A 16,782-nucleotide genomic window follows, 5' to 3' on the forward strand; every position below is an offset into this window, starting at 1 on the left:
ATGCGTTATCTTCTTATCTAGTTTGTCCAGTTTTATGTAATGAAACCCTGTCGTCCAGAACTTTGCTCATTGACGTGAATCCAAGCGATCTTTAAAATTCTAAACAAGTATAAACAACTTTGCGTTCTGTCCTATTAGGGACGTTATGCGTGTATACGAGAAAGTATAAGAGCAATTTATCAGCCAGATTTAAAGGAAGGGAGCAACGCCATGGAGCCGCTGACGGACCCTTTTGGACGTTTACACGATTACATCCGCATTTCGGTTACCGACCGCTGCAACCTGCGTTGCATCTATTGTATGCCAGCGGAAGGGATGCAATTCCAACCGCAGGACGAGATTCTGAGTTACGAGGAAATTACCGCAGTCGTTAAGTCGCTAGCCCCTCTTGGATTACGTAAAGTACGACTAACTGGTGGAGAACCTCTTGTCCGCAAAGATCTGGAAAAGCTTGTTGCTATGATATCTGCGATCCCAGGTATAGAAGATATTTCGCTGACTACAAATGGTTTAATGCTTCCAGCCAAAGCAGCACAGCTAAAAGAAGCCGGTCTGTCACGGGTAAACATCAGCCTAGACTCCTTACGGCAGGATCGATTTTCTATGATTACTCGTGGCGGCGAAGTCGCCAAGGTATTAAAGGGGATCGAGGCCGCACAAGCCGCCGGACTTCAACCGATAAAGCTTAACGTTGTATTGATGAAAGGAATTAATGACGACGAAATCAAAGACTTCATCTCCCTTACGCTGGAGAGTCCTCTAAATGTACGCTTTATAGAATACATGCCGATTGGCAGTGCTACTGATGCTTGGCGCCAAACTTATCTGCCTCTGGAAAGGGTTGTAGAAGCTTGTACTGAGGCTGGTTGGGAAACGGAAGCGGCAGAAATGCCCTCCGGGAATGGCCCTTCCCAGAATCGGCGGGTTGTCGGAGCCCTTGGTACATTCGGCCTGATTCATCCGGTGAGCGAGCACTTCTGCGATAATTGCAACCGCCTGAGACTTACCGCAGATGGGCACATCAAAGCTTGCCTGTATTGGGCAGATGAATACAATGTCCGTCCTTTAATAAGCGATCCTGCTGCTGTGCAGGCCTTATTCCGGAAAGCGCTGGGCAACAAACCCCATAATCATGAAATGGCCTTAGCTCTGGAGAAAAAAGCACAGAGCCACACGCCGACAGCTCGGCGCATGTCTCAAATTGGTGGATAAACGTTCATCCCGGTATTATAGTTCCTCTTTTGATTGCATAAATACAAAAACGCCGCTTTCCCACTGAACAATCTGGGAAAGCGGCGTTGTGCTTAAAGCTTAGCGATGAGCTATTCAATCACTATTAGAGAGATAGAGCTTCGAGCAGCTTAGAAATAGTCGCCGCCGCCTCGGCTCTTGTAGCCTTTTTCTCAGGACGGAAGGTATTGTCTTCGAATCCACCCAGAATACCGGCTTCAGCTGTTTTTCACATACAGCAAGTTTATTTCATTCGTACTGGCAAGCTCACCTTGAACGCTGTCCCATCCCCCGGGCGACTATTTGCAGTTACCTTACCTTCATGCAGCTCAACGATTTTTTTAACCAATGACAGACCTAGTCCACTACCGCCACCACTTGCGGTTCTAGCTTTATCTGCCTTATAGAAACGCTCGAAGATCCGAGGCAGATCTTCCTCCGAGATGCCAATCCCGCTATCTTGAATCTCCACCTCTACCTGCTCATCGACCATGCGAAGGCTAATATGGATGCAACCGTTCTGCGGAGTAAACTTGATACTGTTATGCAGCAGATTAGTCCAAACCTGACTCATTAAATCTTTTACAGCAGATACATTCACTTCTTCCAGTTCAGCCTCTACCTCTATTTTTTTCTCCAACCACTGTGGTTCAGAAGCCAGAATCGTATCTCTAAGCTGCTTATCCAGGCGGTAAATCTGATTTTCAAACGGAAAATTGCCCGATTCAAGCGCGGACAGCTTCAATAAATTATCACTAAGCCCAGATACACGGGTACTCTCAGCCACTATAATATTAAGGTAGTGCCTCCTGCTCTTCACACTCAGAGTTTCATCCTGCAGTGCAAGAGCAAACCCCCGAATAGAGGTTAGCGGAGATTGAATTTCATGCGATACATTAGAGATAAAATCCTGACGCATGGTCTCCATCTGGCTCAGTTCGCTGGCCATTACGTTGATACTCTCTACAATCTCACCGAAATCACCGTAGTCCTTAGTATTATCCAGTACCACATTGAAATCGCCCTTAGCAATCCGCCCTAAACCTTCGATAATCGATTTATAAAAAACACGTTCCCAGCCCCGGAATAACTTGGAGGTTACCAATGCCATCAAAAACAAAATCACAATTCCGACCATCACGCCGATTAACTGGGTCAAATACTCCGAAGAGGGGCGTCCAACCCTGCCATATATCCAGTTCATCAAGAAATAAGCTGCACTCCAGCTAATCCCAACACCACCGAAGTAAATAAAAGTCATCCCAATCCGCTTAAGAAGCTCCTTAAACCGGTTCATGCCTCTGCCTCCAGCCGATAGCCTAATCCGCGGATGGTACGAATAACAAACCCGTATTTATCAGGAGCGAACCGTTCGCGTAAACGGTTGATATGCACATCGAGCGTCCGCTCATTCCCTTCAAAATCATAACCCCATATCTCTTCGATTAGCCTGTCTCTAGTCAATGTCTGCCCCGGATAGCTGCCCAGCTTAAATAACAGTTCAAATTCCTTAAGCGGCAAGGTGACTTCTCCATACTCTGAGGATACCTCGTAGGTTTTACGATTCATTCGCAGCCGGCCAATCCCCACACTTTGTGCAGCAGAGATTTGGTAGCGTTTGAGCAGCGCCTTTACTCGCGCAATAAGCACCACTGGCTCAAAGGGTTTGACGAGATAGTCATCACTTCCCAGCTCAAAGCCCTTCACAATTTGTGAGGTCTCTCCCTTAGCCGTCAGCATCAATATCGGAAAATCATAGGTTTGGCGCATCTTCCGGCACAGCTCCCAGCCATCCAAATTGGGCATCATCACATCAATAATGGCTAAGTCTATGTTATGGCTCTCCAGAATCTGAAGAGCCTCCAATCCATCAGAAGCTCCATAGATGTCATCCATCCCCTCAGCTCTCAGAAATACTTCTACCAATTCGCGGATGTGCGGATCGTCGTCCGCTACTAGTATTTTTGTCATGTATCACTGGAGCCTCCTCTTTATTGTCTTGAATCTCAAGGTTATTCATCTGCAGCTGCTGGGTGGCAAATTCACGATATAGCTCATGGTTTTCCAGCAGTTCTTCATGTCTTCCCATCCCGGTAATCTGGCCCTTTTCCATAAAAATAATCTGCTCAGCATTTACAACAGTAGCCAAACGGTGCGCAATTACAATCGTAGTCCGGCCCTTCATCAAATTGGACAGTGCCTTCTGCACTACGGCCTCTGATTGGCTATCCAGACTGGAGGTCGCCTCATCAAGCATAAGAATCTTTGGATTCCGCAGCAGCGCTCTAGCAATAGCAATCCGTTGCCGCTGTCCACCCGAGAGCTTCACACCTCTCTCACCGACATCCGTATTATATCCTTCAGGAAGCTCATCGATAAAGCCATCTGCATAAGCCATTGCTGCTGCTGCGCGCATCTCCTCCATGCTAACGTCTCGATCCAATCCATAGGTTAAATTCTCAGCAATCGTACCTGCCAACAATGGGCTTTCCTGTGAGACGTACCCGATCAGTTTCCGCCATGAGCGTAATGAGAAGGTTGACACTGGTTTATCGCCTAGCTTAACCATACCTTTCTGAGGCTCATAGAATCGTTCGAGCAGTGAAAATAATGTAGTCTTGCCTCCCCCGCTCGGTCCAACAATAGCCGTCACCTGACCCGGAAGCATCCGGAAGCTTACATCGGTTAGCACATTCTCACCATTTTTATATCCAAAGCTTAGATCTTCTACCGAGATAGGACCCTCTGCACCGTTCGCCTCTTCCTGGCCCTCATATACCTCCTCTTCTGCTGCCAGGGTTTCAATAATGCGCTCTGATGCCCCTTTAGCTTTCTGAATCTGTGTAAAGAACGTGGTCAATTGAGTAAGCGGCATAATAATCTGAATAAGATACAGGATAAAGGCTACCAGCTCTCCAGCTGTCAAAGCCCCGGAAGATACCTGCATTCCGCCATAACCGATAATGACCACAAGTAACATCATAAAGACAAAAGAGACCAGTGGGCTGATCATAGCGCTGATTTTGCCTTCACGAATACCAAAGGAGAGCAGGTTCATAATTCCGGTTTTGCCTGCTTCGTACTCTTTTTTCTCTGCACCCGAGGATTTCACCAGACGGATCTCTGACAATACACCACTAAGTGTGGCGGTAAAAGAAGCTGTTTCGTCCTGCATGCCTTTGGAGATTTTGTACATCTGCCGTCCAAGTGGCACCAAAATCAACGCAGATAGTGGAAGAACGGTGAACAGAACAAGGGTCATCTTCCAGTTTAAAAATAACAGCACAGCAATGGAGCCCACAATGGAAATCACTCCGGTAAATAAGCTGGCCAGATGTTCAGAGATCAGCGTTTTGATGATCCCTGTATCATTCGTCATCCGGCTGACGCTTTCTCCTGTCCGATTATCATTGTAATAAGCTACTGGCAACACTAAAAATTTACGCCATAACCGGTCACGAAGACCTGCAACCATCTTCTGGCCTACATAATTCAGGAGATAGATAGAGATTCCCCCGGCGATCGTCTGCGCGATAAAAGCACCCGCTATGCCTGCAATTTGCAGCTTGCTGACAGAAGCCAAAGAAAAGCCATCCACCAGATTTTTGGTAAACATTGGGATCACCAGACTAACCAATGTCGAGATCATGCTTAGTGCAATGGCTATTGCCAATAAGCCGTATGAAGGCTTGGTTTCTTTTAATAATGTGAGGAATGGCTTCAGCGCCGTTTTCCCCTTAGCTTCGGATTTTTTCATGCAAAAACTCCCCTTTTCTTGGTGAATCTGCGAGAAGAATGTATCTTCTCTGTTTCGCTTAACCCCATCCTAGCCCTGAATTGTAAACTGAAGTTAAACCCATTGATTCTCTTTTATACAAACGTAGATAGGGTAATCCTCAGGCATATTCCTAGTAAGGAAGAGCAAACTCCTAACATTTCTGCCACCCGTAAACTTGTTATATGCGTTTTTTGTCACTTAGCGGATCAAATTTAAATAAACGTTAAAAAAATGTAAAAAAGTAAAAAAGGAAGTTTGTATCCCTTTTCAACACGTGTTACAGTGATAGAAGGGCCTAATATTGGTCAGTATATCCATGCAAGACATCTAGTGGGAAAGGAGTGACGCATTTGCGGAAAGGCGTTAACTATCCATCTTCTTTCACGTCTTTAAAATGGTTCAATTTTTTTGTATACGGAACCATGGTCCTCTTCTCCAGCTTCTTTCAACTATACCTGCTGGATGTAGGGATGAACAAATTAGAGATCGGTGCCGTATTTTCTATGGGTGCGCTAGTATCCATCTTTGCAAATCCATTCTGGGCAATCTGGACTGACCGATACCAGAATATCCGGAGAATCGTTTTGCTTATGTTAATCGGAACGTTAGTGTTATCCCAGCTTATGTTTCGGGCAAATACATATGAGATGATCTACATCTCCATTCTTTTGTTCTATTTCTTCCAAGGACCGTTATTTGCTCAGAGCAATACGATGATTCTCAGCTATATTGACGGAACTAACTATCGCTTCCGTTCTTTTCGGCTTTGGGGTTCATTGGGGTGGGCACTAATTGCAATTGCCGCCGGATTGGTCCTTGATTGGGCTGGTGTATCTATCTTGTCCTATCTGTTTGCAGGCTTACTATGTGCATCAATGTTATCCATTCTTGCATTACCGAAACTTAACCATACCATTGGCATGGCTCCTATGCCGTATAGAGGCTTCAGCAAACTAATTTATAATCCCTTTTTCTTGTGTTTCATATTGTTTGGTATCCTAGTTTCCATACCGAACACCATGAACACTACATTCATGTCTTTGTATATTACGGACCTAGGCGGCTCCAAGGGAATGATTGGTCTCGCAGTATTCCTCTCCTCTATTTTGGAAGTGGGTGTATTTGTTCTCTGCGACCGATTCCTTAAACGTAAAATATCTGTTCTGCTCGGCTGGCTTGCGCTGGTTAGCGCTTTATTCGTACTACGATGGTGGTTCATGGCGGACGCGACTACAGCCCTCCAAGTAGTGCTCATTCAAATTTTACACTGCATAACATTTGGTGGTTTCTTCTATGTAGGCACTCAACTGACCATGCTTCTTATTCCAAGACCTTACCGTGCTTCAGGACAAGCGCTCTACACACTGACTTGGAGCGGTATAGCCGGTATTGTTGGAGGAGTTCTCGGAGGGTGGATGTATCAAAATCTAGGGGCACAGAGCATGTATCAAGCGGGTGTCTTCTTGACACTGTTTGGAACGCTAGGCTTTACTTTCATGTGGCTCTTTGTAAACCGTGGAGGCTACCGGCCCCCTACAGAGGATGAGGAAGAACTCTCTCACATCGAAATATTATAAGCGAAAATATAAAAAACAGGCTCAAACGTACCTAAACGGGACGTTTGAGCCTGTTTTATTATAAAGAACCTGAACGAATCAAGTGTTAGCCTTGTTTTGGAGGCTGAAATGAACTCTTCAGTGAAACGATAAGATTGAATACGAGATGCCCAGGCGCCGAATATTTGCTATCTACATTAAAATAGCCATGACGGAAGAACTGGAATTTATCCTGAGCCACACTGTCCTTAAGCGCGGGTTCCACAAAACCTTGTAAGATTTCAATGGATTTAGGATTAAGCTGATCCAAGAAGCTAGGCTCCGCTTTCTCTACCGTGGAATCCAGACCTTCAACTTCTGCAGCTTCATCTACTTCTTCAGCAGAAATCAGTGGCTCGTATAAACGGAATTCTGCAGGCACAGCTTGACTAGCTTCTACCCAGTGCAGAGTACCTTTTACCTTACGGCCTGTAAATCCACTGCCACTCTTTGTTTCCGGATCATACGTACAATGCAGTTCAACAACCTCGCCATTCTCATCTTTAATGACTTCATTACATTTGATGAAATAAGCATGCTTCAGGCGTACTTCATTGCCGGGGAACAAGCGGAAATATTTATTGGGCGGATTCTCCATAAAGTCGTCGCGCTCAACATAAATCTCACGAGAGAACGGAATTTGGCGTACACCCATTTCTTCATTCTCTGTATTATTCTCCGCTTCAAGCCATTCTGTTTGGCCTTCCGGATAATTGGTGATAACAACCTTAAGCGGACGAAGTATAGCCATGGTGCGAGGCACAGTTAACTTAAGGTCTTCCCGGATAAAGTGCTCCAGCATTTGCAGGTCCACTAGACCCTGACTCTTGGAGATCCCTGCTTCGTACACGAATTTACGAATCGCTTCCGGCGTATATCCTCTGCGGCGCAGGCCGGAGATCGTTGGCATCCGCGGATCGTCCCAGCCATCCACATGTTTTTCGTCTACCAGCAGCTTCAGCTTACGTTTACTAGTCATGGTTTGAGCGAGATTCAGACGGCCGAATTCATATTGATGCGGAACAGAAGGCATCTCACATTCCGCTACGACCCAATCATAAAATGGGCGTTGATCTTCAAACTCAAGCGAACAAAGGGAGTGAGTTACTCCTTCAATAGCGTCCTCAAGTGGATGAGCGAACGTGTACATCGGGTAGATGCACCATTTATCCCCTGTATTATGGTGATGCGCATGAGTAATCCGATAGATGACAGGATCACGCAGATTAATATTTGGTGATGCCATATCGATCTTGGCACGAAGAACCTTCTCACCATCTTTGAATTCCCCTGCCCGCATACGGCGGAACAGATCCAAATTCTCTTCGATACTGCGCTCACGATGTGGACTGTTCTGTCCTGGCTCTGTCAGCGTTCCCCGCAATTGGCGAATTTCATCCGCGCTGAGGTCATCTACATAAGCTTTGCCTTTAGTAATTAATAATTCGGCACGTTTGTACATTTCTTCAAAATAATCCGATGCAAAACGCAGCTCTTCCCATTCATAGCCCAGCCACTTTACATCTTCCTGAATGGAGTTCACATATTCCGTATCTTCTTTGGCAGGATTCGTGTCGTCAAATCTTAGGTTAGTCTTGCCACCGAACTCGTCCGCCAGTGTAAAGTTAATCCAAATCGCCTTGGCATGTCCGATATGTAAGTAACCGTTCGGCTCCGGCGGAAAGCGTGTGACAACTTCTTTTACTTTACCCGTACGGAGGTCTTCGGTAATAACATTTTTAATAAAATTGGAGGGGGTAGTACGGTTCTCCACAGCTATCAACCTTTCGTTCTGTAGTGTTACACTACTTCTTGTATAAACATGTTTCCTACTAATATACCCGTTAACTGTAGATTGTTCAATAAAAGGGGGCACATGGCCTGGATCAATTTTTAGCATCTTTAGACCTTTTGACTTCTCTGCGGGCGATAGAGTAGCATGATAATCATAAGAAAAAATCCATAATCATACATAAGGCCTTGTGCCGAAAAGGAGGCAACTGCTTGTTTAATTATGTCATCGACGAAGAGCTTATCTTAAAGCCACTCATGCCTGAGCATGCTAGGCACATATTCGCGTTAGTGGAGCGCTCGCGGGAACGACTTAGGCAATGGCTTCCTTGGGTTGATGCCGTTACGGAACAGGATCACACCCTTAATTTCATTAAAAATGCTATAAAACAAGGCACCGACAATGGCGCCTTCACTGCTGGACTTTGGGTCCGCGGCGAGCTCGCTGGCGTCATTGGGTATCACCAGATTGACTGGCATAACCGTTCCGTAGGGATTGGTTATTGGCTTGGTGATGGATATGAAGGCAAAGGTTATATGACCAGTGCCTGCCGAGTTCTAGTAGACTACGCCCTGCTGGAAATGGAGCTGCAGCGGGTAGAAATTCGCTGCGCAACCGCCAACGTAACTAGCCGGGCAATTCCTGAACGGCTTGGTTTTGTGCTCGAAGGTGTGATCAGACAGGCAGAAAAGCTGCCCGATGGCTACGTGAATCACGCCGTATATGGTTTATTACGTAGTGAGTGGCAGCTGCTCGGCTAAGTTACTTAAGCAAAGCAAAGTTAAACAAACACGCAAGCAGAAATAAACCTGGCTGGCATACGCCCCCAGGTTTATTTTATTGAGCAGACCAAGATTAGATCTCTGGCATACCCAGCTGTTTTCGAAACTTGTTCCGTACTACGGCTGAGAGGGCTTCCAGCTCCACAAGCTCTGCCAGAGCAGCCTCCTCTTGCAGCCCAACCTGCATTAAATGCAGTACATGCGCCACGGAAGCATGGCTGTCTCCGTTTTCTTTTTTGACAATTGCATCGCCGGTTGAAATCATTCCTTCACGAAGTACACGCAAGTAAAATCCGCTATACCTTGTATCCAGAACTTGAGCCGGAAGATCTGCGGGTCCATGCTTTTGTGAGATTTTGAAGCAAGGATATCTTGGCTGGCTAACCTGAAGCAGAGTGGTGCCTATTTCATATACATCGCCAATACACACCTCTATCTCCAGCAGACCCGTTGTGGTGATATTTTCTCCGAAAGCCGAGTACTCCAGTTTCTTTCCCAGCTGCTGTTCCCAATAAGGATAGTGCTCAATGGGATAGGCGCACACCGCCTTGTCAGGACCTCCATGATGTTTAAGATCTGCCTGACCATCTCCAACAAATCCATTGATATGAAGCTGAACTGATCCTTCTACAGGCGTTTTATAAATTCCGGTCTCCAAAGGTTTTCCCCGATAATCCACCGTCACCGGCCGACCGACATTAAGCGAGACGATCTCCATATCCATTTCCTCCTGTCAGCATGCAGCTCATAAATATCTCATCCACATAACGGCCGCCAAGATAAAACTCCTCCCGCAGACGTCCCTCTTCCACAAAACCGCATTTCCGATAAAAAGAAATCGCTGATTCATTACAGGATAATACACGCAGGCGAAGCTTACGAATAGCATGCGCCGCAGCATGTTCCTTAATGGCTTCCATGAGCTGCCGGCCAATGCCTAAACGTTGATAGTTCGGATGAACAGCAATATTAACCTCGCACACATGCCGGTTGCTCTCCATTCTACTAGGGCAGCCAAACCCGACATATCCACATAGCTTGTCATCTTGCAGCGCTACGAGCTGAGAGCCCGGGGGAGCATTCAGTAAGAAATCTTCTTGTGAGCGCCACAACATAGGTCCCGGGCTAGTGTCCTCTGTCCAAATTAGATGGTCCAGATCAATCAGTTCTCGCACGTCTTTAATCTCTGAGGGTCTAATAGTTAACCTTGCCTTGTTGATTTGTTTCATAAGATGTACACCCCTTGCCTTGCACCTCTATAGAATTCACAGCAGATGTTGGAATCCACTGTGTATAGTTATCTTACGGACCGCTCTAACGAATGGCCTTTACGATTGACTAAAGCATGGATGACGAAAAATCCTACAGACAGCAGCGCCATCGCACAGGCCAGCCAGGCTGTCGGTGCCAAACCACCGCTATCATACAGTCTGCCCATGAAGTAAGGGCCAATGACTCTCCCGACTGCACCTATCCCTCCGCTTAGTCCCAAATAAAATGGTGCGCTGCGCCCCGCATGATCCGAGATAAAGGATGGCATCGCTGGAGAAATCAGCATTTCTCCCAGTGTAGCAAGCACCATTCCGAGCACTAAGCCAGGATAATTAGGCATCCACAAAAGAAACGCATAGCCACCCAAATAAAACAGGGCACTTGCAGTCATTTGCGCCGTTGAGGTAGACGCGAACCAGCGCTTAATCATTGTTACCAATGGCTGAGCTGCAAAAATCAAAATACCGTTCAGTGTCCAGAGAAAACCATAAGTTTTCTTAGGCCAGCCCTCTGAAATAATGAACGGAGATACCCCTGTATTCCAGATAGAGTTACCGAGAAGCAGGAACAAAGAACCGATCCCCATATAAAGATAAATACGAGTATGCCCCATTAGCTTCCACGTGGATTGTTTCTCTGGTTCATTCTTCTGATGCCCCATTACCTCATGCGCAGGTTCTCCACCGATTTTCTTCAGATATATAAAAAAGAAACCCGCAAATACCGCCGAAGTTACACCATTCATTACAAAGCTTAGCATATAGGAAATATCGGCCAAAAAACCACTTAATGCCGTCCCCAGTGCTACACCAATATTATTGGCGACATAAATAACATTAAACAGCTCACCACGTTGCTTCGTGAAACGAAAGCCGATAAATGCCTGAATGGCAGGTAATGATAAGGAATTAAATAATCCTACCAGTCCCATTGCTACCATAAATAACGTCCAGTTGTTACTAGCTGCCGGCAAGGTGAACAGTGCCAAAGCATTCATGGCGAGCGCTCCGACAATCAGCCGGTTAACGCCTACCTTATGATAGAGTGAGCCCCCGAGTAGTTGACCCACGATCCCACCAACCGATTGAATAAGAATCACCAGTCCAGCATCTGACATGCTGCGTCCAAGCTCATCAAATACATACATCGTAACGAGCGGCCACATCAGCGCACTACCTGTTGCGTTAATTAGGCTGGCAATTAGAAATATTTTCACTTCTTTTGGATATGCCTGTAAAAACTTCATAAGTAGTGTACATCCCCTGTTATATATGTGTCATTAATTCATCCAGTATCATCCCAAAACAGGGCTATGAGCAAGCATACACATTGACGTTTTATCGTGATAAAGTATACATGAAATCTAGAGGATAAGACGCACATATCGCATGAAATATCCCGTCTCCCTTGGGGTTCACGTCCGCAGTCCTCCCTAGTTCTAATATCTATTCTTATTTTAAAGCCGTGGCTGTCGTCCGTAAAGCAAACTAAACAAGAAGAAACTGATTCGCTTTTAGAAAGACGGGGTAATAGAGCCTAGAAACACTCCCCCTTCAAAATTCGCCGTGATCCGATTTCGTTCCCCCGAGCGCGGATATATCACGGCGGATTTTTTTGTGTCTACATAACAAAAAGCACCCCTAAAACATTAACGCCACCAATAAGGCAGACCTTGAATGTTCTATGGAGTGCTCTATAAGACGAGCTTAAGCGTGTTTTTTGACACTGCTGCCGGACATGCTATCTACGGATTGAATAGCCGTAGGTGCTTTACGCAAGTATGCCATCCAATAGGCAGCTGCGACAAATATTGCTCCACCCGTTAGATTGCCGAGCCAGACGGGAACAAAGTTAGTGAAGTATTGCCCCCATGAATAATAACCTTCAAAAATAGCTGCTGGAATTAGGAACATGTTAGCTACAACGTGCTGGAATCCTATCGCAACAAAGGCCATCGTCGGGAACCAAATACCAAGGATTTTGCCGCTGAAGTTATCTGCTCCATAGGAGAGCCATACGGCCAGCGCAACGAGCCAGTTACAGCCGATACCCGAAACAAATGCCGGAAAGAATTCTGCATCGATTTTATGACCAGCCATATCCACCAATTTTTCTAAATACACACCCTCTGAAGTTAAACCCACCACATGACCGAAGAAATAAGCTACAAATAATGCCCCTGCCAGATTACTAATCGTAATGAGCAAAAGATTCTTCACAACTTCCCAGAAAGAAATCTTCTTAGCCATAAAAGCGAGCGGCACGGCCATCATATTCCCTGTCAGCAGTTCTCCACCTGCAAGGAGTACCATGATCAGCCCAACGGGGAAGACTGCGGCTCCGATAAAGTTAGCAATGGAACCCCATTCCTGTGGTGCGCCAGCAATGACGCGAATATCTAATAAAAACCCGAGCGCAATAAACGCTCCTCCCAAAAAGCCCAGAATAAGTACGGTACTTAGCGGATTATGAGCTTTTTTTATGCCGTTCTCTACAGTTACTTCGGCAATTTGCTGCGGTTTGCTATAAGCCATGGTTCCTATCCCCTTCATCTATTTACTTCAAATTTGTTCCTTTATGACCATTGTAGCGTGTCGTAAAACACATTAACGTGATAATTATCACTTTGAGAAAACTAAGTGAAAGTTTTCACTGACATGTCAAATTTACTGCGACCTGTGCACAAATAGAAGTTTGCGACTGGCCTACTAAGCCAGCATATCTTGTTTCGTTGGATTACATTTGAGCGTACGCAGCAGCTATCGGACACCGTTGACCCTATATGCAGCTATATCTCACTGGAGCTATACCTAACTGGAGTCATACCTCACTATCGTCATACTTCACTATCGGCATTCTATCGGACTCGGATGACTCTAATCTTAGCTTTTGAGCATATTTGGCCCACACCCGGACATCGGACTCAGATAACCTTATTTGTAACTTTCGAGCACATTTGACTCGCTATCGGACCCCATAGTCGCTATTAGCACCAAAAACACACTAGTTGTACCTCGTTCTATGTAATAGCTGCACTGGAGTCCGAAATCACGCTCAAACGGCGATTAATTGCTAAATAGCGGCTTCTGAGTCCGGATAATTCTGAGGTGGGCGGTTTCTCAACATGATCGGACTCAGTTGACCCTATTTGTAGCTTTCGAGCACATTTGGCTTGCTATCGGACCCCATAGTCGCTATTGGCACCAAAAACACACTAGTTTTAACTCGTTCTATGTAATAGCTGCACTGGAGTCCGAAACCACGCTCAAACGGCGATTATTTGCTAATTAGCGGCTTCTGAGTCCGAAAGCTTCTGCGGGGGGCGATGTCTCAGCACGATCGGACCCAGTTGACCCTAATCGTAACTTTCGAGCACAATTGGCTCGCTATCGGACCCCATAGTCGCTATTAGCACCAAAAACACACTAGTTGTACCTCGTTCTATGTAATAGCTGCACTGGAGTCCGAAATCACGCTCAAACGGCGATTAATTGCTAAATAGCGGCTTCTGAGTCCGGAAAATTCTGAGGTGGGCGGTTTCTCAGCATGATCGGACTCAGTTGACCCTATTCGTAGCTTTCGAGCACATTTGGCTTGCTATCGGACCCCATAGTCGCTATTGGCACCAAAAACACACTAGTTTTAACTCGTTCTATGTAATAGCTGCACTGGAGTCCGAAATCACGCTCAAACGGCGATTAATTGCTAAATAGCGGCTTCTGAGTCCGGAAAATTCTGAGGTGGGCGGTTTCTCAGCATGATCGGACTCAATTGACCCTAATCGCAACTTTCGAGCACATTTGGCTTGTCATCGGACCCCATGGTCGCTATTAGCACGAAAAACACACTAGTTGTACCTCATTCTATGTAATAGCTGCACTGGAGTCCGAAATCACGCTCAAACGGCGATTATTTGCTATATAGCGGCTTCTGAGTCCGATAAATTCTGCGGAGGGCGGTGACTCAGCACGATCGGACTCAGTTGACCCTATTCGTAACTTTTGAGTACATTTGGCTTGCCATCGGACCCCATAGTCGCTATTGGCACCAAAAACACACTAGTTGTACCTCGTTCTATGTAATAGCTGCATTGGAGTCCGAAACCACGCTCAAACGGCGATTATTTGCTAATTAGCGCCTTCTGAGTCCGAAAGCTTCTGCGGAGGGCGATAACTCAGCACGATCGGACTCAGTTGACCTTATACGTAGCTTTTGAGCACATTTGGCTCGCTATCGGACCCTATAGTCGCTATTGGCACGAAAAACACACTAGTTGTCCCCCATTCTATGCAATAGCTGCATTGGAGTCCGAAACCACGCTCAAAAGGTGATTAATTGCTAAATAGCGCCTTCTGAGTCCGAAAGCTTCTGCGGAGGGCGATGACTCAGCACGATCGGACTCAGATGACCTTATACAGAGCTTTTGAGCAAATTTGGCTCGCTATCGGACCCCATGGTCGCTATTAGCACGAAAAACACACTAGTTGTAACTCATTCTATGTAATAGCTGCATTGGAGTCCGAAACCACGCTCAAACGGCGATTATTTGCTAATTAGCGGCTTCTGAGTCCGAAAGCTTCTGCGGAGGGCGATGACTCAGCACGATCGGACTCAGTTGACCTTATACAGAGCTCCTGAGTCCGGAAGCTTCTGCAGAAGGCGATGACTCAGCACGATCGGACACAGTTGACCCTAGTCGTAACTTTCGAGCACATTTGGCTTGCTACCATCACCGAAGCCATTGGATTGCACCTACCCATGCAGCTAATCATTCTGCACCTAACAAAAAAAAGCAGTGATCCTCCCGTAACAGGAGGATCACTGCTTCTCTAGCTTTACAAGGCTGTCTTATTCTTCGATAAATCACTCAGGAACAACGTCCCTTTTTAAACCGTTACAGCCTCTTTGCTTGGTACTGTTGTCGGCAGCGCTTGAAGACCTACTGTATTCAGGAAGTTCCAAGGTTTGTTGTAATGCGGTTGGAAGAAGAAATCGATAAAGGCTAGTTGGTCGATTGTCATATGATTTTGAATACATACAGACACTGTGTTAATCGATTGCGTCAGATCCATCTTGGACATAATTTGAGCCCCGAGAATACGGCGTGTGGCGCGATCAAACACTACTTTTAACTGAACCTGCTCAAAGGTGGGCATAAATTCTGGACGGTAGTTATCAATAATCATGGCGGTTTCTACGTCCATTCCTTCAGCCTTAGCTCCTTCTTCAGTAAGCCCTGTTGCAGCGATATTGTCTTCATAAATCTTAATGCCCGAAGTTCCTTGTGTACCCATATAAGGAATGGTCTCTGTTACCAAGTTGCGCGCAACTAAGGTTCCCATCCGTACGGCATTGGTTGCCAGTGGGATATAGGCGTGTTTGCCTGTAGGGTTGTAATGAATCGCACAGCTGTCGCCAGCGGCATATACATCCGGGCAGCTAGTCTGCATATAGTTATTGACTACAATGGCACCATTAGGCAGCATATCGACTTGACCTTTTAAGAGTTCAGTATTAGGACGGAAACCAATGCAGAGAATGACCAGATCTGTCTCATGCTCACCTTTGCTTGTAATAACCTTTGTTACCTTACCGTCTTTGCCTGCAAAAGAGCTAACCTTCTCATTCAGTGCCAATTTAATCCCATGATCCTGAAAAGATTGTTCGATCGGTGCAGTAAATTCCTGGTCCAGATATTTACTCAGAATGCGATCTTCACCATCAATTAGCGTAACTTGCTTGCCATTCATTTGAAAAGCTTCCACCAGTTCAACGCCGATATATCCAGCACCGACGACGGTGATTTTATTCGCTTGTTTAGCTTTTTCTATAATAGTGTTGGAATGATCATAGTTCTTGGAAAGTAAAATCCCCTCGAGTTCAAATCCTTCAAGCTTCGGCACAATCGGCCATGAACCTGTAGTCATAATCAGCTTATCGTAGGTGTCAGCGAACTCGTGACCTGTCTCCAGATTGCGTACACGCAATGTTTTGGACTTCGTATCCACTGCAGTTACTTCATGACGCATATTGGTCTTTACGCCAAGCTCTGCAAGCTTTTCTGGTGAAGAATAGAATAGCCCCTCTGGGTCTTTAACCACTCCACCTACATACAAGGCAATCCCACAGGATAAGAAGGAAATATTATCATTACGCTCATATACAGTAATCTCGGCATCCGGGTAAAGCTGAGCAGTATTCACAATTGCGGCGGTTCCGGCATGGGTACATCCAATGACAGCTACTTTCATTATTTCTTCCTCCTTCAAATGGACAATCGGGTTATATATTTGACTTGCATGACCGATCAATGATGGAATCTGATCAACAATG

Annotated in this window: 13 protein-coding genes; 3 read left to right on the plus strand and 10 right to left on the minus strand. The window is 45.8% G+C overall.

The window, feature by feature from the left end; all coding sequences use genetic code 11:
- Positions 1 to 210: 210 nt before the first annotated feature.
- Positions 211 to 1,212: a GTP 3',8-cyclase MoaA gene (gene moaA / locus MHH46_RS30105; protein ID WP_076192346.1), complete on the plus strand. Its 1,002-nt coding sequence runs from the start codon at positions 211 to 213 to the stop codon at positions 1,210 to 1,212.
- A gap of 124 nt (positions 1,213 to 1,336) precedes the next feature.
- On the opposite strand, the gene MHH46_RS30110 is transcribed toward moaA, so the two are convergent.
- Genes MHH46_RS30110 through MHH46_RS30125 form a run of 4 tightly spaced genes read right to left on the minus strand, consistent with a single transcriptional unit; the run spans position 1,337 to position 4,987 of the window.
- Positions 1,337 to 1,441: an S-layer homology domain-containing protein gene (locus tag MHH46_RS30110; RefSeq protein ID WP_081383200.1), complete on the minus strand. Its 105-nt coding sequence runs from the start codon at positions 1,439 to 1,441 to the stop codon at positions 1,337 to 1,339.
- Positions 1,442 to 1,474: 33 nt separating this feature from the next.
- Positions 1,475 to 2,527 carry a HAMP domain-containing sensor histidine kinase gene (locus MHH46_RS30115; RefSeq protein WP_076192343.1) on the minus strand — a complete coding sequence of 351 codons (1,053 nt, stop codon included), beginning with the start codon at positions 2,525 to 2,527 and terminating at the stop codon, positions 1,475 to 1,477.
- On the minus strand, positions 2,524 to 3,201 hold the full coding sequence (locus MHH46_RS30120) for a response regulator transcription factor (protein ID WP_036681932.1): 678 nt from the start codon (positions 3,199 to 3,201) through the stop codon (positions 2,524 to 2,526). Before MHH46_RS30120 ends, MHH46_RS30115 begins: the two co-directional genes overlap by 4 nt.
- A complete protein-coding gene (locus MHH46_RS30125) occupies positions 3,131 to 4,987 on the minus strand; it encodes an ABC transporter ATP-binding protein (RefSeq protein WP_076192341.1) in 1,857 nt (618 codons plus the stop codon). The genes MHH46_RS30120 and MHH46_RS30125 overlap by 71 nt, the downstream gene beginning before the upstream one ends.
- A gap of 362 nt (positions 4,988 to 5,349) precedes the next feature.
- Between MHH46_RS30125 and MHH46_RS30130 the strand changes: the two genes are divergently transcribed.
- Complete coding sequence (locus MHH46_RS30130) at positions 5,350 to 6,585, plus strand: MFS transporter (RefSeq protein WP_305953522.1); 1,236 nt, start codon at positions 5,350 to 5,352, stop codon at positions 6,583 to 6,585.
- An 85-nt stretch (positions 6,586 to 6,670) separates the two neighbouring features.
- Here the strand turns inward: MHH46_RS30130 and MHH46_RS30135 are convergent, their stop codons facing one another.
- Positions 6,671 to 8,377 carry a glutamine--tRNA ligase/YqeY domain fusion protein gene (locus MHH46_RS30135; RefSeq protein ID WP_038574952.1) on the minus strand — a complete coding sequence of 569 codons (1,707 nt, stop codon included), beginning with the start codon at positions 8,375 to 8,377 and terminating at the stop codon, positions 6,671 to 6,673.
- A 230-nt stretch (positions 8,378 to 8,607) separates the two neighbouring features.
- Between MHH46_RS30135 and MHH46_RS30140 the strand changes: the two genes are divergently transcribed.
- Positions 8,608 to 9,156 (plus strand): GNAT family N-acetyltransferase, encoded by a 549-nt coding sequence (locus MHH46_RS30140; protein WP_036681941.1) that lies wholly within the window; start codon positions 8,608 to 8,610, stop codon positions 9,154 to 9,156.
- 94 nt (positions 9,157 to 9,250) lie between these two features.
- On the opposite strand, the gene MHH46_RS30145 is transcribed toward MHH46_RS30140, so the two are convergent.
- From MHH46_RS30145 to MHH46_RS30165, 5 genes are all read right to left on the minus strand, one after another.
- Positions 9,251 to 9,895, minus strand: coding sequence for an MOSC domain-containing protein (locus MHH46_RS30145; RefSeq protein WP_081387844.1), 645 nt, complete (start codon positions 9,893 to 9,895; stop codon positions 9,251 to 9,253).
- Positions 9,876 to 10,406, minus strand: coding sequence for a GNAT family N-acetyltransferase (locus tag MHH46_RS30150; RefSeq protein ID WP_038573668.1), 531 nt, complete (start codon positions 10,404 to 10,406; stop codon positions 9,876 to 9,878). The genes MHH46_RS30145 and MHH46_RS30150 overlap by 20 nt, the downstream gene beginning before the upstream one ends.
- 68 nt (positions 10,407 to 10,474) lie before the next feature.
- Positions 10,475 to 11,695, minus strand: coding sequence for an MFS transporter (locus MHH46_RS30155; protein WP_076192335.1), 1,221 nt, complete (start codon positions 11,693 to 11,695; stop codon positions 10,475 to 10,477).
- A gap of 460 nt (positions 11,696 to 12,155) precedes the next feature.
- On the minus strand, positions 12,156 to 12,983 hold the full coding sequence (locus MHH46_RS30160) for a formate/nitrite transporter family protein (protein WP_036681949.1): 828 nt from the start codon (positions 12,981 to 12,983) through the stop codon (positions 12,156 to 12,158).
- A gap of 2,352 nt (positions 12,984 to 15,335) precedes the next feature.
- Positions 15,336 to 16,700 carry an FAD-dependent oxidoreductase gene (locus MHH46_RS30165; protein ID WP_038573671.1) on the minus strand — a complete coding sequence of 455 codons (1,365 nt, stop codon included), beginning with the start codon at positions 16,698 to 16,700 and terminating at the stop codon, positions 15,336 to 15,338.
- Positions 16,701 to 16,782 lie beyond the last annotated feature (82 nt).

Source organism: Paenibacillus sp. FSL H8-0175, from assembly GCF_045040615.1.
Taxonomy (GTDB): Bacteria; Bacillota; Bacilli; order Paenibacillales; family Paenibacillaceae; genus Paenibacillus_AQ; species Paenibacillus_AQ odorifer.